Below are 20,979 nucleotides of genomic sequence, written 5' to 3' on the forward strand. Positions count from 1 at the left end.
GTGGGAATCAACGACACGCAAGGCTCTTGGGGGAACAGACACCCCGCACAACGATAGCCGCGCGATGCAACAAGACGAGTGACGCAGTCACCGCTGCAAGGGGGCCATTTTGAGATCGGGACATCTTGAAGTGCAGCCGGGCTTGTTGCTGAGCCTGTCACCGGGGCGAAGGACCTATCTGACGGCACAGGCAGTGGCCTTGCTGTCGCTGGTGGTCTTCATCTCTGCTCTGCCATTTGCCAAGGTGCAGTTGGCACAGTTGCCCTCGTTCATCCCCACCTACGAATCAGCGCTCATTCTCAATGACCTGATTACAGCCGTTCTGCTGTTCGGGCAATTTGCCATCACACGTTCACGCGCCATGCTGGCGCTGGCCAGCGGCTACCTGTTTACGGCAACCACTGCCGTCGGCCACCTGCTGTCGTTCCCCGGGCTGTTTGCTCACGGCGGCCTGCTGGGCGCAGGGCCGCAAAGCACCGCCTGGATCTACATGTTCTGGCATGCGGGCTTTCCGTTGTTCGTGATGCTGTATGCCGTGCTGAAAGTGCGTGAAGACCGGGAGCCCGATCGGTATATCGAAACCCCGCTCACGCGCGGGACCGTCCTGCTCGTCATCACTGCCGTGCTGGCGGCCTCTGCCGCGTGCGTGGCTCTGGCCACAGCGGGCGAACACCTGCTGCCGGCCTTCATGGCGGGCAATCGCTATGGACCCGCGCAAATGGCGGTGGCCGGCACGACATGGCTGATCTGCATGGCCGCTCTGATCGTGCTGTGGCGTTGCAAGCCGCACCTGACCATCGACGTCTGGCTGATGGTGGTGCTGTGCGTGTGGCTTTGCGACGTCGCGCTCAGCGCCGTGCTCAACGCCGGGCGCTATGACCTCGGCTTCTACGTCGGGCGCGCGTTCGGGTTGCTGGGCGCGAGCTTCGTCCTGTTGCTGCTGCTGATCGAGAACAGCGTCCTGCACTCGCGCCTGGCCGCCGCCCGCGCAGAACTCAAACGCCTGGCCGCCACCGACCCGCTCACCGGCATCCCCAACCGCCGTGCCTTTGAAGCTGCCCTGAGCGAAGCCTGGCGGCGCGGTGCGCACTGGGAGGCACCGCTGTCTCTGCTGACCATCGATATCGACGCCTTCAAAGACTTCAATGAGCACTACGGCCCGATCCTGGGCGACCAATGCCTGACCACCGTTGCGCAGTGTCTAGCCAAACAGATGCGGCGCGAGGCCGACCTCGTCGCCCGTTACAACGGCGATGCGTTTGCCGTGCTGCAGCCGAACATCGACATGGCAACGGCAGCGAAGACCGCACAGCGCCTGTGCGACGCCGTGGCCGCGCTGGCCATTCCGCACGCAAGCTCCAGCGTGGCAGGCTACGTGACCGTGAGTGTGGGGGTGGCGAGCGGTTGGGCGCAGGAAGGCGTGTTGCCGCAGGTGCTCACCAAGGTGGCAGACAGCGCGCTGCAGATGGCCAAGGGGGATGGAGGCAACCGGGTGGTGGTGGTGCCGGTGCCTGCGCAGTTGGGGCGGGGGGTTGTGGCGGTGTAGGGCAAGCGTGATTGCCACCGCAACGCCCACCCCCGGCCGCCCCACCATCACGGTCGACGATCGACTACGAATTGGATTCGCCTGACTGACTTCTGGGCAACGTCAAGCCACTCCCCGAGCCACCCGCCACAACCGCACCAACTCCCCCTGCTCTGCCGGATACGTCTCAAACTGCGCCACCTCAGGCGGGATGAGAAACCACGGCTGCTTGCTGCGCGTGTACACGTGTGCGATCGGCTCAAAGGCTTGCTGATGCTCCAGCGTGCCGGGCCTGAGCAGGGCGATATCCGGTTTATCCAGCGGCTCGGCCCATAGGCGCGTGTCGCAACGCGGGCAGATGCGGGCGCGCCGGGTGTGGCCGTTGCCGAGGTCGAACTCGGCGAGCGGTGCCAGGCCTTCCAGAATCTCCAGATCCGTGCGCCGGACCCACATCACCGGGAGCGCCGCACCGCCGGTCCGGCGCTGGCACATGGTGCAGTGGCAGATGTAGAACGTGAGCGGATCGGCAAGGAGCTGGTACTTGACGCTGCCGCACAGGCAACTGCCTGGATAGGGTGGGTGCATGTTGGACTCACGTGGAGCGTGACATCGACACAGGCTGGCAGCAGAATCGCGCGAACGTATCGGTCGTATCGGTCGTATCGGTCACGATTGCTTCAATCCAATGTCCAATAGATAGGGAGGCCCACTTGCAACCGCCCAACAACGCCGGCGATCTCATGGCAGCGCAGCCGTTCATGATAGTGGACCTCCCCGGCCTTGGCCGCCTCTACGAGCCCCCTGGCAATGCCCGCGTGCCCCATGTGCTGGTGCTGCACGGGTCGGAAGGCGCGTGGTCCGGCTTTGCACACCTGCAAGCGGCCGGCTTTGCTGCCAGGGGTATTGCGGCACTGCCGTTTGGGTACAGCGTAGGCGGCAATGGCTGGAACGCAGGCCAGATCGAGAACGTGCCCATCGACAGAACCGCCGCCGCGTTGGATGCATTGCGCAGCCGCCCGAGAACGACCGGCAAGGTCGGGGCTTACGGCGCATCACGCGGCGCAGAGCATGCGCTCTTGCTAGCGGTGCTGATGGCCACCGACGGCACCATGCACGCGCCCGACGCGGTTGCAGTCCATGCCGCGCCCGACGTCATCTGTGGCGCGTTCAACGCAAAAGAATGGCGAGACCCCGGTGACCCAGGCTGGCAAGCGTGGGACCCGGCACGACGCGCCTGGACGTGGAAAGGCACATCGGAAACTCTGCTCCCAACGCAGCCCATCGAGATTGAACGGTACCCTGGCCCGCTGCTCATCAGTGCCGCCGGGAACGACACCACGTGGTCTTCCACCATGAGCTGGCGACTTGCCGACCGGTATGCCACCGGGGGCCGCGTTGCCGAGCTGTTGGCGTTTCCCGGAGAGGATCACATCTTGTCTGCAGAGGCCACGATGGTTCGCGATGCTCGGCTGTCGGCGTTCTTTGCAGAACATCTGGCGTAACGACAATGCACGCCCCCGTCCCCACGAACCCCGGCTCCGCAATGACCACCCTGGATGCATGGCTCGAAGCAACGACGGCTACCGGCACCATCCCCGGCGTGTCGATCGCCACCCTGCGATCGGGCAACGTCATCACGGAACGTTGCTTCGGGATTCGAGGCACGCACGACCCAAGCCCCGTCGACGCGCAGACCGTGTTCGAGGCCGCCTCACTCACCAAGCCGCTGGTGTCCTTCATTGCCTTGCAGCTTGTTGACGAGGGATTGCTGGATCTGGATGCGCCGCTGCAGGATCTCTGCGGCGAATACGTGCCCAACGACACCCGCGCCCACAGCATCACGAGCCGGCACGTGCTGACGCACACCAGCGGACTGCCCAACATCGTGCGGGAAACCGCGCCTTTGCAGACCTATTTCGCGCCGGGTGAGCGTTTCAGCTATGGCAGCAGCGCATTCGCCTGGCTGCAGCGCGCGATGCAGACCGTCGCAGATCGTCCGCTTGAAGCGCTGGCCCGGGAGCGTGTCTTTGCACCGGTTGGCATGGCGTACTCAAGCCTGGAATGGCAAGACCGCTTTGCCGCCAATCACGCCCAAGGGCACGAGTGGGAGGGTGAACCCGTGCCCAAGCGCCGTGTGGAAGCCGCGCAGGCATCGTGGTCGCTGCTGACCACCGCATCGGACTACCTGCGCTTTGTTTGCGCCGTGCTGGATGCGGAGGGCCTCTCCGGCCGCTCTTACGCGCAGTGGTTTTCACCTGCGGTGCAGGTGCGCCAGGGCGACAACGCTGAAGACTTGTCGGGCGCCAACCCACCCGACCCGAACGTGGCCTGGGGACTGGGCTGGGGGTTGGAGCCGGCGCAGCAGTGCTTCTTCCATTGGGGGCACAGCCCCGGTTTCCGCGCTTACGTGGTCGGCAACCGCGCGACTCGGGATGCGGTGGTGTGGCTTGCCAATTCCGCACGCGGTTTGCGACTGGCGCATACCGTGCTTCCGGAGGCAGTGCCGGGAGACCACCCCTCTGTGCAGTGGCTGCAGATTGGGAAGTTGTGAGTCCGTAACCCAATCCTTCGCGTCGTCGGTCTAAGATCCACGGCACGACAACATTGCACGTTTCGGGGGGCGAAACTTGATGCAAAAGATCATCTCTCTGGTCTTGGCCTGCGCTTGCGCCATGAGCCAGGCGGCATTCGCGCAGACCACAACCGAGCTGGCCAGCACGGAGCCCGTTATCAAGGCCAACCACGACTACTGGGCACTCGATGGGCTAAGCGCGCGCATGCACAAGGCGACGGCCGTCACGCTGTACCTGACCGACCCCGGCATGCTGCCGCTCAGGGCCATGGACGAAGACCGCCTGAAGCAAGCTGGCTGCGAATACACCACCGAAGATGCCGCGCTCATTGCCAAGCTCGTGGAAGCCGTGGACAGCGCCGGCTTGCGCCACGCCACGTTCTCGCCGCAGTTCGAGCCACGGGAAGCGATCTATCTGACGCTGAGCGGCGGCGGCCAGATTCGGCTCTTGCTTGAGAAGCCCTACTCGGAGCAAGCGGCACTGCTTGGTCGCGTGGATGACCAGCCGGTGACGGTGAACAAGGGCCTTGTCGAAGCGCTGTACCAATGGGCGGCCAATGTGAGGCGCGTTGGCAAGTGCGAGCACTTTGTCGGCAAGTACCGGGGTTAGGGATGCTTTGAGGGTGGGGATTGAGCAGTTGCAGCAGCGCACACCGTTTTGGGGGTTTACAGGCGATCGACAAACGACACCCCTCGGTCATCAAACATGCCCAAGCGCTCTGATAATCTCGCCGCGCGTTCTAGCCAGCCAGGAGTGAAGACATGCGTTGGATTGTGCCCCTTGTGATGGCAATCGTATGCACGTGCCCCGCGCTGGCGGAACCGGCCGCATTCAACGTGGGCGTCGTTCGCCTCACGGTGGCAGATGGGGCTGCTACGTTCGACACGGCGGTCTTTTACCCCACGCGTGCGCGTGAGGTGCCGTGGCAAGCGGGTCCCTTCACGATCGAGGCAACACGCGATGCCGCCCCCGCACCCGACGAGCGCTTCCCCGTCGTATTGATTTCACACGGCCGAGCCGGTAGCCCGTTCAGCCACCGTGAATTGGCGACGGCGCTGGCTCGGGCAGGATTGATCGTCGTCTTGCCAACACACGTTGGCGATGCTTCAGGCCTCCCCCGAGCGCAGTCCCAGGCGCAGATACTGATGGATCGCCCCCGGCAAGCAGAGGCCGCGCTCAATACCGTTCTTGCTGATCCACGGTTCTCCGCACACGCCGATACCAGCCGCATTGGCATGATCGGATACTCGGCCGGTGGCTATACCGCGCTGATCCTGGCGGGGGCGAAACCCGACTTTGCATACGCCAGTGTGTACTGCGCAAACCACGATGATCCGGGATCGTGCCCGCAACCAGCAGCCGGCACGCAGGCACAGGGCACCCAAGGCAAAGCGGCAGTCCCCGCTGAGCTGCTTGCCTGGCAACCGCCCGCCGATCATCGCCTGAAAGCCTTGGTGCTGATGGACCCGCTGGCCATGCTGTTTGACGCATCTGGGTTGTCTGCCGTGCGCATACCGACCACGCTCTATCGACCGCAAGACGATCGCTATCTCGGCGCTGCACGAAACGCGCTTGCGGTTGCGTCTGGCTTGGCCGCCCCACCTGCGGTGCATGTTGTGCCGGGCAACCACTTCGTTTTTGTTGACCCGTGCCCAGCGGCAATTGCGGCCAGTGCGGCGGCAGTTTGTGAGGATGCCCCCGGGGTGGACCGTACGGCGGTGCATCGCCAGATCGAACATGAGGTCGTGGAGTTCCTGCGCACAAATCTATAAGGTGCTGTTGGCTCAGGCACTGCGCAGGTCAAAGTTCGGTGAATGATGCTTTTTGCTCCATGCGCCAAGCTCCAAGCTCGGCGTTTGGGGTTCTGAACCCGGCGGTGGAGCTTGCCCGCCACGAAACGCACCCGACCATGCTCGTTCGCAACATCGCATTGCTCTGCGCCACGTCGTTGATCGCTGGGTGCATGACCTATCAGGACCCTCGCAGCCGCGCAGATCAGATCGCTGCATTGCACGCGGCTGCTGACGAACTCGCCGGCTCATACCAGGTGGCGGACAGCCGTAACGACGATGGCCGCGGCTACGTGCAGGTGGTCGTCGGCAAGCAAGACGGCACGGATCAACTGAGCCTTGTGATGACGAGCCCGAAGACCGGCGCCACAGCATTGAACGGATCGGGCTGTCGCGGGTGGCACACAGACAACCACCGCTACACGGCCGTGCAGTGCGATGCAGACATCCGCGAGATCAACTTCTTTTCATTGCAGCGACAGACCAACCCAGACCCTGTGAATTCCGGCACCCTGCCGGCCTCGTTCGCGACGATGGTGGTTCCGGAGAGAGGCTATCTCTTTGACATTGCGGACCGCAGCGGACGGCATCACTACTACGTGCTGCGGAAGGTGGTGCAGCAGTGAGTGGGAAAGGAGATGCAGGAGTGCGCGGAAACTAACGTTGCCTCCGACTAAGCGCCAGCAGCCATCCAGTTGGCAGCCAGGGCCAGAGCGCTGAAGATTTGCGCAGCGGCATTGCCCGCGTTGATTGACGCCCCCGCCCGTCTCGGGGTCGCATTTACTGCGGTTCTTTTATTTCTGCCGATTTGCGCGCTCCAGCACGCGCAGGATTTCCCACCGGTACAGGTCAACCAGCACGCCCTCCAGCGTGGTCAGCATATACGCGCCAATCGCATCCAGAAACCCGGCCTGATATTCAGCGGGCTTGTCTTGGATGTGGAGCTGGTATTCCCAGCGCAGCGTCTTGGGCTCGAACTGGCGATGCAGTTTCAGGCCTGCCTGCGTGCGGCGCAGAAAATCTCGGCCGCTCAGGGCGCCTTGCAAATAGTCGCGCTTGGTTTCAAGGCTCATCGGGCGCCTCCGGAGGGAGGGTGTTGCGCGATGCGGGTGAGACGAGAACGTGCGGGGCGATGCCCGCGTGGGATGGGTACGGCTTGGGTCGGTTGATCCATTGTCTTGCCCTCTGCTGATTGAGTGGGGAGCCACCCACCGGTGAGGGTGGGCGGGCACACGACAAGGTCTGCAATACCGACGTTACTGTCATGACGGCAGGGCCGAAGCCCTCCCTGTCGGGCCCGCCCAAATAGGCGAACGACGACAGCGGTAGAAACTCGAGTTTCTTCCGGACAGGAACGTTCGAGATTGCAGTCTCGGCTGCGGTTGTTTGCGCAGCGGGGGGAGTTTAGCGGCGTAGTTGTCATGGGGCAAGTTTGAGTTGCGGTTCATGCGAAGAGAGCTTTCATCCGCCACTCTCGGAGGAAAAGTTCACGCGGCGATCCAATTTATCATCCGTTCAACCATGGCTGGATCAGCGCAACAAGCGTGAAGACCGGAAGAATCCAACTGTGCTTGGAACCGCGCCCACTCTCTCTCATTTTTTTCTCTCAACCCCAGGCTGACCTCTATCGAACCGTTAGTCCAAAGCCACACCCCTTGGGGAAGCAGCTTGTTATGTAGAGCATTAATCGCGGCTTGCGCATCCGTCTGAGTTGCCAGCAAATTGAATGCGTCCGCAGCGGTAACCACTCCTTTCGTAGGGAGCCCCGCTGCAGTAACTGAAATCTGCCCTGCGTTAGCCAATCGCTGAAGGATACCCAATAGCGTTACCACGTCTGGGTCATCCTCCACAATAAACCCATGTCTGATAGCGCCGGTGAGCGCATAGTCGAGATCCACAATCGCCTTCACGGGCAAATCCATTTCAGTCAATATTTGCATTGACTTCTTCGTATCATTTACACCGCTCTGCGCCACGAGCGCACTTTTGTCTTGCCCCAGGGAGCAACGGCGAACCGCTTGATAGAGGTGAGGAACCAATCTCTGCTCTGTCTTTCCTTCGGTCAGTATGACGCGATCGGAAAATAAAACCTGGCTTGAATTCCCCAAAGTAAAAAGTTGCTCCATTTGGTGCACGGAATCGGGGACCACAATCTGAATCGCATCGCGCAAGCGACGGCGAGCATGGCTACCCGAGCCGGGGATTTTTCTCATGAGAAGCGCATGCTGCGCATCAACAGCCGGAACCAACTGAGCCGAGTGAGTTGAAAAGATAACTTGGTACCCGTTGCTAGCAAGCGTTTTCAAAGCAACACGTACCTGCTCGACCGCGAATGGATGCAAATAAAGCTCAGGTTCATCGATCAACAATAGCGTTGTACCAGGCATTCTGGCTCCACCCCGTCTGACGTCTGCGAGATGTCGAACCAATGCCATCTGAACTGAGCGCTGCGTCCCGTGACCGTAGGAAGAAAAATCTCTCGTGGCGTCAACACCTTCATAGAGCCTCAAGGTCCCGGATTTAATCAAATCGTCGATCGCTGGAGTCGGGAAATGCAGTCTCGCACCAATCCCGGGAAATAAATCGCCGATCTTGTCACTTATGGCTTCCTCGATTGCACTAAGCTCTGTGAATCTGGTGTCCCCATCCGCCGAAAGACGACGCTCGATTTCATATAAAAGTGCAGAAAGCTGGACCTCATGTGCAGCGCGAACTGGAGCAACAAACTCAGCCAGCAATTTTCCGATTGTCGTTGAGGCTTTCGCTTTTGATGCATCTTCTGCCGCGTCCTCCATAGCACCAATTCTAATTGGCTCGGGTAGCAATGCTGCGAGCGCATTATCTATGCCTGTAGGGTTGGGAGCCCATGCATTCTGCCGAGGATCCCACACCGACAGGGGAATCTCCGCTGTTCGCGCAAGTGGCACCGCTTGTGTGCGTTTGATCTTCAGTCTTCCGTCGACAACGTACGGCTCAATCTGCGGGCGCTGACGCAGAGGCATCGCGTCCAAATCTTCTTGTGCGATGCCGACAACTTCTGCCTCCACTTCTACTGGCTCGTCGGAGTTCGTAAAATCCGATTTCGCCAACGAAGTTCGACGCAACAGCCATTGAATCGCAGAGATAGCGTTCGTCTTCCCTGAGTTGTTATATCCGATCAACGGTGTATAGATACCCAAACTGAATTCGGCCAAAGATATCGATCTAAAATTCCGCACAACAACCTTCTCAATCAATACCGCCATATCCCCCCCCTATTCCCTCAAGAGTTTTGACACACAACCTGATTCAGCGCTTGTGATCTACAACGTTTTTATCACTTGCACTATTCAGCACGCAGTGACCTTATTGGCGTTATCGTTAGCTGTAGGGCGCCACCTCAAAGCCATGGTCATCCGAAGTAACGACCACGCTCTCCCCATCTGCAACGCATATCGACGCCCTGATCGATGATTAGTACATCCCGTTCCGCGCCACCAACTTCACCCCCACAAGCCGGACACGAAAGCGTCTGGTAATCCAGCTCAAACACCTTCGCCAGCAGCGTGGCTTGCTTGTCCTGATCGAGCGCGCGCATGCAATCAAGAATCGCTGGTCTATTCGGGAGTTTTTGGCGGTTCTACTCGGAAATTATTACGCCGACATCCCAATGCTAGGCAAGGAATAAAACACGCCCCACCTAATCTTGTACGCCGGCACCTGGGAACCAGGCATGCCCGTACCTTGCACATGATCGACTTCAATTCATGCCATTTGGTCTTACTCGGCTCCCGCGTCTACAACACACACAAATCGGAAAATATTTCCAAATCAAGAACCGTGTCCAATCCCACATTTACGCAGCACAAAACCCTCGATTCTGTCAAACATCTTTGCGCAATCCCAAAGCAAATCTCGCTCAGACAAGTTATCCATTGTAAGCGCAGCCCGCATGAACTCCACTTTATTTCCAGCCCCCCAAATTGAGCGTCCCTTTGCGAGACGAAGATTTTTATTTTCTCGATCAATATCAACAATCCCAAGAGATATCAATTTCTCCCCAATGGTCTCATGATATGCGTCGTACTGAGCGACCTGGAACTCTGTCGAGGATATATCGCCCCAATATTTATCGCACTCTTTCCACAAATTCTTCATTGCATGCTTAATTGCATCACTCGGTAGATAGTTTTCGACCTCACGCCCAGAGGTCCACTCAAAGATCGAAGAATCGGGACGCTCTTGATTCAGCATGTCTACCTGCCTCAAGAGGCGACCAGCCCCTTGCTTCAGATAGTCGCAAGGCTTCTGGCCCGCATCTGGCGCCTCTCTCAAATCCGAGTCAACAATAAATATCGGATAACGGCAAACGCTAAGTACATCAAAAGCGGATAAAAAATTATCGTCATCCGCCGCTGATAGATATGACACCAGCGCACCTCCGTATTGCATAAAGGTGTAATGGAATCCCTCTTTTAGACCATGGCGTTGCAAGCGGGAATTAAGCCAGTGACGATAGAAGAATAGTTCTGTTGGCCCTTCAACCCAGATCACGACGTTGGAGGTAAACAATGTCTTGGCAGGATGTACGCCCAGCGCCTCAAGCGCAGCGAATGCATCTCGTCGAGTGGCAACGGGACTGGCCGCAAGACTCACGGTTGGAACATTTCCATCGTAGATCGCAATGCAGCGAAAAACACGACCAGCCTCAGAAAACACTGGCGCAAACTCTGCAGCATGTGTCGCGATTACGTACTGCCGCCCGTCTTCAACCATTAATTCTAGAACGCGAGTTCTTCTCGTGGGATGAAGTCCATTTTCAGGCTCATCCCACAAAACAATGCAATTCCTCTCAATCAGTTTCGTTGCACCAAAGAAACTCAGAGAAGATTTTGTCCCCGTTGATGTAAATTCATGTGATACACCGTCAATATGCAAAGACTCACGCCCGTCAACGTCTGAGAAATCAACATCCGCTTGCAGCAAGTGATTCAATCTTTCTACCGCGGCATCGTATTGATTGAACTCAAATTTCCTGCCCTTCTTCTGCCTCATTAGTTGACTGATTAATTTAGGAACTCCGTCCTCCAAGAATTGACTGGCGTCAATATATTCGATTGACGGAAAACTCATCATCGACAGCAGGTCGTCAACCCGCTCTCTGGAGAGGGCCAGCTTATCGTTGCCAGCCGACAACGTTGCTGTCACAACACGCTCTTGAATCAGTTCCTTTTCGCTCTCTCGCAACTGGTCACGCATAGACTGTGCTTGAGATAGATAGTGCTGCGATTGATGCGGAATCTGTTGTGACTGCGACACCATGTTGTCTATGGACGTCTTAATTTGATTTATAGATTTTATCCTATCGTTTATCACTGATAGTGAAGTCTGATTTCTATCAAACTCAATGCACGCCGCCCCGCACTCGATACGATCGATCGAAAATACTGCCTCGTCGCATCTTATGCCAATCAGGAAGGCATCAGAGTTGCTATCAAGATAATCAGAGAACTCACCGAAATCTATCTTTCCGCCAGTAGAAAATAATAATGTCACCCTCTCGAATTTCTCCCAACCATCGTGATCCGGTAATTCGTCGCAAAGCGTTCTTTTATTGAGCAAATCAAACGCAAATCTAATCGCCTTGAGTATTGAACTCTTTCCGGATCCGTTTGGCCCTATCAGCGCCGTTACTGATTTCAACCCCTCCAACTCCAAAGATGGAAAACCAGGAAGCCCATCAAATTTGCAGTAGTAAAGCTTCATAATTTATGAATCGCAAAATCCGTCAATCTCGCCACAATGTGAAACAGAATAAATATCGCAATTACTTTTTAAACTTAGTCAAGTTCAGTTCGGCGCGTTACTAGCGCGCCACCGAAGCAATTCGTTTATTCAGCTAGCGTCCCACAAGCCTCCCCCACCCTAGCCGCAAACTCCGAATCCCTATCCGCCGTCATCACCAGTTCATTCATCGCCCGGGTCATCCCCACATACAACACGCGCGCCTGTTCATTGGCGTCATGACTGGCATAGGGCATCTGGCCGAGACCGGGAATCGCCACCAAAGGAAACTCCAGCCCCTTGCTCCCATGTAACGTGAGCACGTTCACGCAGTCGTTGTCGTGTTTGCTCAGGCCTGCGCTCGCGGGCACCTTAGCCATCGCCAAAAGGCGGACCACCTCTTCCCTCTGCGCCTTGCGATACGTGAGCACCGCCATATCGCGCCAAGGCGTGCCAGCTTCGTTGGCAGCGCGCAGTCGATCAGCCACGTAATCCAACTCGGCCTTGAAGCTAGGCAGGCGGATGAACTCCGGCGCCCGCCCGTGTCGCCCTGCCGTTTGCGGGAGGATGAGCGGAGCACCGTCTTCTTCGGCCTCTTCGGCGGTCAGCAGATCGTTGGCAAACGCGTAGGCCACGGCCAGCACTTCGGCGCTGTTGCGGTAGTTGAGCTTGAGGATGGTGGTACGCCCGCGCGCCTGAATGCCGACGCTGGAGAAGCTGAACTTGAGCTTGCGCGACTTCTGGTAGATGTCTTGCGCGCTGTCGTACATGACGAGCACGGAGTTGGTTTCCGGGTCCACCATCTGCACGACAAGTCGCAGCCACGCGGGATCGAAGTCGTGGCCTTCATCGAGCAGCAGCGCGCTGTACTGCCCGGCGGGCACCTGGCCCCGGTTCACACCGTCGATCACGTTCTGCACCAGCACCGCATAGTCTTCATCGCGCCGCAGGACAGAAGGCTTGTCGAGTTGGTAGGTCGTCGCCATGTCCGAGCACCAACTGTGGAAGGTGCGCACGTGCACCTTTTGCGACAGTCCCTTGTGCTCCATCCAGCCGGTCAGCTTTTGCGCGAGCGCGCGGTTGAAGCACAGCACGAGCACGGGCTTGGCGGATGCTTGCGCAAGATACTCGGCGCGATAGCCGAGGATCATCGTCTTGCCGGAACCCGCCACGCCGTGGATAACGCGGTGCCCATCGCCCAGGCTGCGGGCAAGCTGCTCCTGCTGCAGATCCATGACGCGGATGAGATCGGGAATGGCGGAGCTGGCATCCTGCGTGGCCGGCACGTCATCGGCCTCAAAAAGGCTGCCTTGCCGGCTGACGATGCGCACATCGGGAAAGAGGTGCCAGCGGATGCGATCGATCTGTGGCAGTTGAAGCAGGCAACGGAAGGGCTGGGTGAACATGTCCCACAGCCGCTGCTGGAAGGCTTCGGGGTCCGCCGATTCGGTCATCTCGTCTTTGCAGATGACGAGACGGCCGGTCATGACGTCTTGCATGCCGGAGGTCTCGAACTCCCGACGCGAGATATTGGGCAGCACCAACCCGTGGCCGTAGGGCATGCATAGCTTGCCGGCGTATCTGCTGGTGGCGGGCTCGACCAGCAACGGGTCACGCTTGAGCATATCGACGGTGGTCGTGATGAAATCCCGCGATTTGAGTAGCGGGTTCACTTCCTTATGGAGCCGGCCGTCAAATTCCGCCTCCACCAGTTGCGGGTCGAGCCGGATAATGCTGCCGATTTTCCAGTCTTTGACTTCCAGCGCCAGCAAACCCCGATGCGGATTCAAAATCAGGAAATCTGGTCGCCTACGCTTGGCGCCGACCGTGACGTCGTACCAGCAAAGATAATCGTCTTCAAGAAAGGCTTCGAGCCGCTGCGCAAAGCGCTTCTCACCCGAGGTCATGCGCCCCACGCAGCTACTCAAGCTGGGGATTAGCGTTGCCATACCACCCCTTTAGACATTTTGGATTAGGCGCTTTTTTATAATCCGAATAAGGTAATCGCGCCGTGATTTTGTCGGCAAATAGCATAGCCCAGGTTTGGGGGTTGGGAAGCCCTCAGTGGTAGGGGTTTCTGAGTATCCAATGTCGATTGAAATCCCCACACGTACGCTGACAGACCTAATACCTCTGCGGTACGATTCCGGGCTTATTGCCCGCCACATTCTCATGAGAATCGCCGCCCTTTCCGATATTCACGGCAACCTGGCCGCACTAGACGCCGTGCTGGAAGACGTTCGCAGCCAGGGTGTTGATCTGATCGTGAACCTTGGCGATATTGCGTCCGGCCCGCTGCAACCTGGCGAGACCGTCGACAGGTTGATGGCATTGAACCTGCCCACCATTCGCGGCAATCATGAAAGGCAACTGCTCGCAGGCGACCCATCACGCATGGGCCCGTCAGACCAGTACGCGTTTGCCGCCTTGCGGCCCGACCAGCTCGCATGGTTTGCCAGCCTGCCGGAGCTTCAGTACATCGAAGACGTGCTGCTCGTCCACGGGTCTGCTGAGAGCGACCTGACCTACTTTCTGGAAACGCTTTCGGAAAACGGGCATCGCGCGGCCACGCACGATGAAGTGCTCGCGCGCGCTGTCAATGCAGACGCCAAGCTCGTGCTGTGCGGCCACACCCATGTGCCGCGCGCTATGCGGCTGACGGACGGCCGCTTTTTCGTCAACCCCGGCAGTGTTGGTCTGCAGGCGTATAGCGATACGCATCCCATCACCCACTCCATTGAGGTTGGCAGCCCGCATGCGCGCTATGCCGTCGTGACCCGGTGTGGGGATGATTGGACCGTTGAGTTTCGCGCGGTCGAGTATGCGTGGGATGAAGCGGCAGCGCTTGCGGAACAACGCGGGCGGGCAGACTGGACGGTTGCGTTGCGCACCGGGCGGCTGAGGTCTTAGCAGCAAACGGTTCAGTGCAACGTGCCCACCGCACGCGGCGGGCACCGTCTACGACGTCTGAACAGACCCGGTGATTCGAACCGGTGTTTCCCAACTGGATGCATTGGTCAGGTCAATGTCGTATGGAGGCACGGGATACTCGTCGCCGCCGCCCTCTTCGTACATTTCTGCGACCTGCCAGCAGCACGCGTTGTTGTTACGGAACACGGTGCGCCAGTGTTCGGCATCGGCCAAGATTTCAGCCGCGTCCGCTTGTAGAGCAACGCTGGCGTGCCTTGCGAATACCGCAGTCAACGCCTTCAAGTACTGCCAATACGCTGCGTTGTCCGCCGGGATCATGATCAACGGCTCAAGAGGATGCTCATAGCCCGCGCCAGGGTTGACACCGTCTGTCGATCTTTCTGCCTCAACGCACGTTTTCCAGCAGCCAGCAAAGTCGTTTCTTGCCAGCTGGTAGTGATATGCCATCACCCTTACTTGCATCTCCTGGCGCCGATCGAGTTCACGGCGCCGGTTGCTTGCGCGAGCCTGCCATCGGTCTAAGGTCTGCTCAACGGCTTCCACGCCACCATGGCGCGCCTGATGGCAAAACCATAGCGGTGCCAGAACGGCGTGGTTCAGGATGGATGCATCCAACCATTCGGCGTCCGCTGACCATGCCTGCCAATGCTTCTCGTAGCCCGAGTCCTGCATCGCCCAACGCAAATGCAACACACGGAAGTCCCTCACCAAGAAATCGTTACGGCCAAACCCGAAGAACATCGACCGATCGTGTTCGTGCTCTTCAAACAGTAGATTGAGCGCGTCGCGTTCGTTCTGTCTTAGTGGCAAGCTTTTAAGGTCGGTGGGCGGTGCATCCACAACGAGTTCCACATTGTCGTATTTCAAGTACCACTCAGGCCCGAACCCATTGAGCGCAAATGCCCTGCGCGAGTGTCCCAGGTCCCCATCCAGCTTAATTTTCTGGAAAACCTGATCTAGCAGGAGGTCACGTACAAGCGCGCGCCACTCCAGGTGTTCATATTGGTCACGACCTCGTGTCGGCCAATTCAAAAGCGCTTCAGGCACCACGGCGTCGAGCGTGTTTTGATGCACCCACACCTCGTCGGAAGCATCGTCGGCCAATTGGTAGGCCATGCGCTCGTGTGCCGACATCGGCTCTGCAACTTCGCTAGCCTCGAGTTGGTGACGACGCACACGTGCCAGGCCCGCGTTTCTCTGCTTCAAGGCAGCCACCACCCTGATAAACCACGCCTTAGCGCACGTCGAATCAAGCGCTAACGCAGCCTCGGCTTTGTCGCCCGCCATCGGCAGATCATTCAGTGCCAGATATGCTTCGGCCTGCTCGAGCAGGTCTTCAGCGTTGGGGCCAGAGGGCCGGCCGCGCCGCTCAATATGTTCAAGTTGACGCACCGCCCGCAGTGCAAAGGGTAAAGGCGCATTCGTGTTTGGCACATCTCGATGATTGCTGAGCAATGCACCAAGGTCATCCTCCTTGAAATCGACTGACCCACTTGTGAGCAAGGACTTCACGGCAGACATGCGTTGATTCCAGTACGCGTAAATTTCTGCACGCTTGGCGATGTCCTGCTCAGCGCGCTTGAGCCGTTCTTGCAGCCCCTCCGTACGCTCCTCGCCCTTCATGATCCTGACAACGGCAGAAGTGTCTCCGCCGAGAATCTCGTCGAGTTGTAACGCATTCATGAGCAACCTGGGCGCCCCCGCCTCGGCCAGCTTCGCCGCATTGCTCGTTCCTTTCTTCTGCGAAAAGAGACCGGTATTGGTTCGAAGGTATTTGTAGGCACGTTCGCGCAGATAGCTTGGAAGCGGTGATTGATCGGTTAACTTCTCCAAGGTTGCGACAACGCCGTTTTTGCCCTTGGGCCGCCCAGGCTTCTTCGAGCCCGGTTCGGAATGCATTTTGGTACCTGTTTTCACGTAGCTCTCCGAAAAGCGGCCACCAGGGCCGCTTCGTTCTTTTGGATTACTTCTTCAAGGTAGCCGGCACGTTGCGGCTGCTGTGAAAAGCCCGGTTGTTCGGGTTGCCCTGATTGGAGCTGTTGTTATTCGCTTGCCGGTGAGTCCGGTTGTTCGGGTTGGCCTGGTTCGACTTGTGGTTTGCATTTGTGCGGTTCATCTGGAACTCCAGAAAGTGGGTGGAGATCACAGTCTGATTCTGTGATGGTCACATAAAAGGACTTTTTTGCAATCCAGCTATCCGGCAATCGCCACCCACGATTGCGCGGCTCCAGCGGTCAACACCAACGCCACGTTCAATACACAGATGCGCACTCTCGTGCGCTCACATCCCCCATCACCCATCACCCAACAAACTTATAATGACGCCCGGCCACGCAAACCCACGTGGCCGCCAGCCAGCGTCGCGCACAAAACTTGCGCCGCACCCGCGATGTCAAAGCACCGCACATCGCCAGGCCTTGCCCTTTTGACCCACACCATGCCCTACCGCTTCCGCCTGTTGTCCGCCTCGTGTGCCGTTGCCGCCCTGTTGTCGGCATGCAGCTCTGCGCCCACGCCGCTCTATCAGCAAGAGCAGTTTGATGCGGCGGCCAGCCCGTACTCGCGCACGTTCCACGCCAAGGCGGATGCCACGTGTGAGGCCGCGCGCCGCGCGCTGCTGAGCCAGGGGTATGTGTCGACATCACCGCGTGCAGACACCATCGACGGCAGCAAGAATTTCCAGCCGAGCAATGACTCACACGTGGTGATTGCCTTCCACGTGGTGTGTGCAGATGCCAATGCAGACGGCACATCCAGCACGGCGTATGTGAACGCGGTGCAAGACCGCTACTCGCTCAAGAAGACGAGCACGTCGGCCAGCGTGGGGTTGAGCATCCTGGGCTCGGTGTCGCTACCGATCGGCTCGGGTGACGATTCGATGGTGAAGGTGGCCAGCGAGACGATTCCGGCCGGCGTGTTTTACGAGCGCTACTTCAACCTGGTTGATCACTTCCTGAAGATTGACCCGGTGCGCCGCGACCGCGCAGCGGTCAAGGTGGCAGAGGCGGCCGAGAAGGAACACGTGGCCCCGCTGCCCGAACCTGCACCCACGGCGCAAGGCGAGCCGATGAAGATGACCACGCCCGTGGTGCCAACGCCGCCGGCGCCGCCTGTGCCGGTGGCGGCGCCTGCTGCGGCACCAGCGTCGGCTCCGGTTGCTACCCCTGCGGCGGCATCTGCACCCGCAGCTACGGTGCCCGCGCCGGAGGTCAAAGCGCATGCTGAATCCGCACCGGCTTCGGCGCCTGCGGCAACCACGCCATCGACGATGCCGACGCCGGCACCGGCTTCCGCCCCTGCAGCCACAGGCGGCGCGAACTGAGCGCACGGCATGCCGAATTTACGCAATCTTTACTTGCTGCGTGCCATACTGCCCGCACTTTGATTGCAGGCCCATTGACCCCAACAGCCCTGGCAGAAACGCCATGAACCGAGTGCGCATCCACGTTGCAGTTGTTCCGACGGCCGTTGCCGACCTGCGGGTCAAGGCACTGGCGGAACGCGCTTGTGCGCGTGCTGGCATTGCCGGAATTGGGCGCAGTGTTGTGGTGCCGCCCAAGCCGTGCCGATCGCACACAAACCATCCGCGGAGTCGTCCTTGGGGACCGTCACAACGCGCACGGAATGCGTCCATGCGCTAGATCGATAGCTCGATCCAACCCTCAAGCCCGGTGATCCGCTCAGGATGCTGGGCTTTTGTTTTGGGTGGTTGATGAACGCGGCAAAACACGACAGCCCGCTCAGCAATCAAGAACAGAAATACAGCCGGAGGTAACGCTATGCCCGCAGACGACAGTCGACCTCGACCTTACCCAGCAGACCTTCGCTAATTCGTCTCCGGCGCAGTCCAGGCATTGATCGGCCTCGGCGCTCTGGAGACCGCTCCAGGAGCCGCGCCATGTTGTTCGCACTACTCGTCGCACAGGATCGCCACCACGATGACGATCACACCCCCATCGTCCAGACAGCGGCAACGCACGCGCAGCCAAGCCTGTGGCAACGGCTGATGCACCGCTTTAGCCGGCGCGCCTCGCACGGCTGAGCGCTCTCACTGCCAGCCTGATCCGTCATTCCCTTGACAGCCCGGGCCGCCCGCGCGGCCCGGCAGGGCCCGTTTTTTTCTTTTTTTTTAGCGATGCAAGGAGCATCCCATGTTTGAGCAAGGCAAGGAGTACACACGTGAAGACATCCATGTCATCTGCGGTGGCAACAAGCAATCGCATTTGCCAACCAAGAACGGCAAAGTCGTGGCCGCATGCCTGCGCCCCGATCTGAACCCGCAGGCCCCTGATGTGATCGTCTGCAATAGCGGGGCCGCAGCCCGCGCGGCAGGCCGGACGCTGGCGCACCAGGCGGAGGCGATTCCTGTGTTTATCGAGTTGACGGCGGACCGGCTGCGCTACGTGGGTCAGTACAAGGTTGTGGAATCGCTGACGACGCCGCTGGATTGCGCACCGTACGCACGGGGCACGAGCTTCACCAGCGGACAAGTGTCTCGCGTGCTGAAGATGCAGCGTTGCTAAGCGCTGTCGAATGGGGTCTCTTGCGTGGAGACCCCCTCAGGCCTGGAAGATGTCTTGACGCCATTTTTACGGTGGGTCGTCCAAATTTGCCGCCGTCTTTGCGCGCCGAGTGCTGCAATACAGGCATGCAAGCCTTCATACCACCACCGCACCTGCTGCTGTACGCGCTGTTTCTGGGCATCGTTACGCTGCTGGTCAAGCCAGTCGGCCGCTATCTTGTCTGCGTGTTCAACGGCCAGCCCACTTGGCTGGATCGCGGCTTGCGCCCCCTGGAGCGCGCCATCTACCGCATCGCCGGCGTGAATCCACAGCAGGAGATGGGTTGGCAAGCGTACGCCACGGCCTTTGTGCTGTTCAGCCTGCTCGGCACCCTGTTCATCTACGGCCTGCTCCTGCTACAACCGCTGCTGCAGCCGGGCGACCCCAACTACCACCCCGGCCCGTTGGGCCACCTGCTGGCCATCAACACGGCCGTCAGCTTTGCCACCACCACCACTTGGCAGGCCTACAGCGGTGAAGCCGCGCTCAGTTATCTGAGCCAATCCTTGGCGCTGACATCGCAGAACTTTCTTGCCGGTGCTGCCGGCCTGGCTGTGGGCTTTGCATTCATCCGAGGCTTCGGCCGGTCGCACAGCCGCACCATCGGCAACTTCTGGGTGGATGTCACGCGCGCAACGCTGTGGGTGCTGCTGCCCATTTCCGTGATGGGTGCGCTGCTATTGATCGCACTGGGCGTGCCGCAAAACTGGAGCCCCTACACGGTGGCACAAACCCTTGAGGGCGCCAACCAACTGTTGCCACAAGGCCCGGTGGCCACGCTGGAGTTCATCAAGAACCTGGGCACGAACGGCGGTGGCTACTTTGGTGCCAACGGTGCGCACCCGTATGCCAACCCAACGGGGCTGACCAACTTCATCGGCATGCTGGCCATTGCCGTGATTCCCGCCGCAATGACGTATGCCTTTGGCAGCGTGGCACGACGCCGTGCACACGGGTGGATGCTGTACACGGTCATGGCGGCATTGTTTGCCGTGGGGTTGTGCGTGTACGACCATGCCGAGCAAATGGGCAGTCCGCAGTTGGCCGCACAGGGTGTCGACCTGCGTGTTGGCACAGATCAGGCTGGCGGCAACATGGAGGGCAAAGAAACGCGCTTCGGCATTGCCTCTTCAACCTTGGCGGCCATCACCACCTCCAATGGCGCAACCGGTTCGCAAAACCAATCCATCGACAGCAACACGCCGCTGGGCAGTGCGGTGCTTCTGGTGAACATGCTGCTGGGTGAGGCCATCTTTGGCGGATTGGGGACGGGCCTGTACAGCATGGTGCTAACCGCGCTGTCGGCGGTGTTTGTGACCGGGCTGATGATCGGCCGCACACCGGAGTACCTGGGCAAGACGGTCGGGCCCAGAGAGGTGAAGCTGGTCGGGCTCTATATCGTGATCGGCCCGGTGGTGATCCTGGCACTGACAGCCCTGGCGGTGGTTACGAGCGCGGGCACAGCGGCCTTGAGCACCAACCACGGCGCCCATGGCTTTACGACCATTCTGTTTGCCTATGCTTCGTGCTTTGCAAATAACGGGCAGACGTTTGGCGGGTTGAGCGCAGACGCGCCGTTCTATCACGTGACCACCCTCATCGCCATGTTGGCGGGGCGCTTTGGGTTGGCCATTCCGGCGCTGGCGTTGGCCGGTCGCTTTGCCAACCAGGGGCGTCGCGCCATCTCACTGGGCACCTTGCCGACCGATGGCCTGATGTTTGCCATGGCGCTGGTCGGCGCCCTCTTCCTGATTGGTGTGCTGAGCTATCTGCCGGCACTGGCCTTGGGCTCGATTGCCGAGCACCTGCAATTGTGGTCCTGATGCTATCTGCAC

18 protein-coding genes are annotated in these 20,979 nt (G+C 59.3%); 11 read left to right on the forward strand and 7 right to left on the reverse strand.

Annotated features, from left to right (window positions below):
- Nucleotides 1–142: 142 nt before the first annotated feature.
- Nucleotides 143–1,546: a sensor domain-containing diguanylate cyclase gene (locus C404_RS33465; RefSeq protein WP_232317435.1), complete on the forward strand. Its 1,404-nt coding sequence runs from the start codon at nt 143–145 to the stop codon at nt 1,544–1,546.
- Between the two features lie 102 nt (nt 1,547–1,648).
- On the opposite strand, the gene C404_RS33470 is transcribed toward C404_RS33465, so the two are convergent.
- Entirely contained in the window at nt 1,649–2,110 is a 462-nt protein-coding gene (locus C404_RS33470; protein WP_021193057.1) for a GFA family protein, read from the reverse strand.
- A gap of 173 nt (nt 2,111–2,283) precedes the next feature.
- On the opposite strand from C404_RS33470, the gene C404_RS33475 reads away from it, so the two are divergent.
- The 5 genes from C404_RS33475 to C404_RS33495 all read left to right on the forward strand — a co-directional run bounded on the left by C404_RS33475 (nt 2,284) and on the right by C404_RS33495 (nt 6,514).
- Entirely contained in the window at nt 2,284–3,027 is a 744-nt protein-coding gene (locus C404_RS33475) for an alpha/beta hydrolase family protein (protein ID WP_031328787.1), read from the forward strand.
- A gap of 41 nt (nt 3,028–3,068) precedes the next feature.
- Nucleotides 3,069–4,076 carry a serine hydrolase domain-containing protein gene (locus C404_RS33480; protein ID WP_021193059.1) on the forward strand — a complete coding sequence of 336 codons (1,008 nt, stop codon included), beginning with the start codon at nt 3,069–3,071 and terminating at the stop codon, nt 4,074–4,076.
- 79 nt (nt 4,077–4,155) lie between these two features.
- Nucleotides 4,156–4,707 carry a hypothetical protein gene (locus tag C404_RS33485; protein ID WP_021193060.1) on the forward strand — a complete coding sequence of 184 codons (552 nt, stop codon included), beginning with the start codon at nt 4,156–4,158 and terminating at the stop codon, nt 4,705–4,707.
- 152 nt (nt 4,708–4,859) lie between these two features.
- A complete protein-coding gene (locus C404_RS33490; protein ID WP_021193061.1) occupies nt 4,860–5,870 on the forward strand; it encodes an alpha/beta hydrolase family protein in 1,011 nt (336 codons plus the stop codon).
- Between the two features lie 59 nt (nt 5,871–5,929).
- Nucleotides 5,930–6,514, forward strand: coding sequence for a hypothetical protein (locus C404_RS33495; protein WP_049286049.1), 585 nt, complete (start codon nt 5,930–5,932; stop codon nt 6,512–6,514).
- Between the two features lie 168 nt (nt 6,515–6,682).
- On the opposite strand, the gene C404_RS33500 is transcribed toward C404_RS33495, so the two are convergent.
- The 4 genes from C404_RS33500 to C404_RS33515 all read right to left on the reverse strand — a co-directional run bounded on the left by C404_RS33500 (nt 6,683) and on the right by C404_RS33515 (nt 13,600).
- Nucleotides 6,683–6,961, reverse strand: a complete 279-nt coding sequence (locus tag C404_RS33500; RefSeq protein ID WP_021193063.1) for a hypothetical protein — start codon at nt 6,959–6,961, stop codon at nt 6,683–6,685.
- A 414-nt stretch (nt 6,962–7,375) separates the two neighbouring features.
- Nucleotides 7,376–9,133 (reverse strand): ATP-dependent nuclease, encoded by a 1,758-nt coding sequence (locus C404_RS33505; protein ID WP_021193064.1) that lies wholly within the window; start codon nt 9,131–9,133, stop codon nt 7,376–7,378.
- 565 nt (nt 9,134–9,698) lie between these two features.
- Nucleotides 9,699–11,633, reverse strand: a complete 1,935-nt coding sequence (locus C404_RS33510; protein WP_021193065.1) for an AAA family ATPase — start codon at nt 11,631–11,633, stop codon at nt 9,699–9,701.
- A 125-nt stretch (nt 11,634–11,758) separates the two neighbouring features.
- On the reverse strand, nt 11,759–13,600 hold the full coding sequence (locus tag C404_RS33515) for a DEAD/DEAH box helicase (RefSeq protein WP_080981228.1): 1,842 nt from the start codon (nt 13,598–13,600) through the stop codon (nt 11,759–11,761).
- Between the two features lie 223 nt (nt 13,601–13,823).
- On the opposite strand from C404_RS33515, the gene C404_RS33520 reads away from it, so the two are divergent.
- Nucleotides 13,824–14,561: a metallophosphoesterase family protein gene (locus C404_RS33520; protein WP_021193067.1), complete on the forward strand. Its 738-nt coding sequence runs from the start codon at nt 13,824–13,826 to the stop codon at nt 14,559–14,561.
- Between the two features lie 48 nt (nt 14,562–14,609).
- On the opposite strand, the gene C404_RS33525 is transcribed toward C404_RS33520, so the two are convergent.
- Both C404_RS33525 and C404_RS60385 read right to left on the reverse strand, forming a co-directional pair.
- Entirely contained in the window at nt 14,610–16,499 is a 1,890-nt protein-coding gene (locus tag C404_RS33525) for a hypothetical protein (protein ID WP_152524397.1), read from the reverse strand.
- Between the two features lie 46 nt (nt 16,500–16,545).
- Nucleotides 16,546–16,698, reverse strand: a complete 153-nt coding sequence (locus C404_RS60385; RefSeq protein ID WP_021193069.1) for a hypothetical protein — start codon at nt 16,696–16,698, stop codon at nt 16,546–16,548.
- Between the two features lie 321 nt (nt 16,699–17,019).
- On the opposite strand from C404_RS60385, the gene C404_RS33530 reads away from it, so the two are divergent.
- From C404_RS33530 to kdpA, 4 genes are all read left to right on the forward strand, one after another.
- Nucleotides 17,020–17,904 carry a DUF2242 domain-containing protein gene (locus tag C404_RS33530; RefSeq protein WP_021193070.1) on the forward strand — a complete coding sequence of 295 codons (885 nt, stop codon included), beginning with the start codon at nt 17,020–17,022 and terminating at the stop codon, nt 17,902–17,904.
- 576 nt (nt 17,905–18,480) lie between these two features.
- Complete coding sequence (locus C404_RS60240) at nt 18,481–18,624, forward strand: hypothetical protein (RefSeq protein ID WP_021193071.1); 144 nt, start codon at nt 18,481–18,483, stop codon at nt 18,622–18,624.
- Nucleotides 18,625–18,733: 109 nt separating this feature from the next.
- Nucleotides 18,734–19,105 (forward strand): DUF6697 family protein, encoded by a 372-nt coding sequence (locus tag C404_RS33535; RefSeq protein ID WP_021193072.1) that lies wholly within the window; start codon nt 18,734–18,736, stop codon nt 19,103–19,105.
- Between the two features lie 125 nt (nt 19,106–19,230).
- Complete coding sequence (gene kdpA, locus C404_RS33540) at nt 19,231–20,967, forward strand: potassium-transporting ATPase subunit KdpA (RefSeq protein WP_021193073.1); 1,737 nt, start codon at nt 19,231–19,233, stop codon at nt 20,965–20,967.
- Nucleotides 20,968–20,979 lie beyond the last annotated feature (12 nt).

Source organism: Ralstonia sp. AU12-08 (assembly GCF_000442475.1).
In the GTDB taxonomy this organism is placed as follows: Bacteria; Pseudomonadota; Gammaproteobacteria; order Burkholderiales; family Burkholderiaceae; genus Ralstonia; species Ralstonia insidiosa.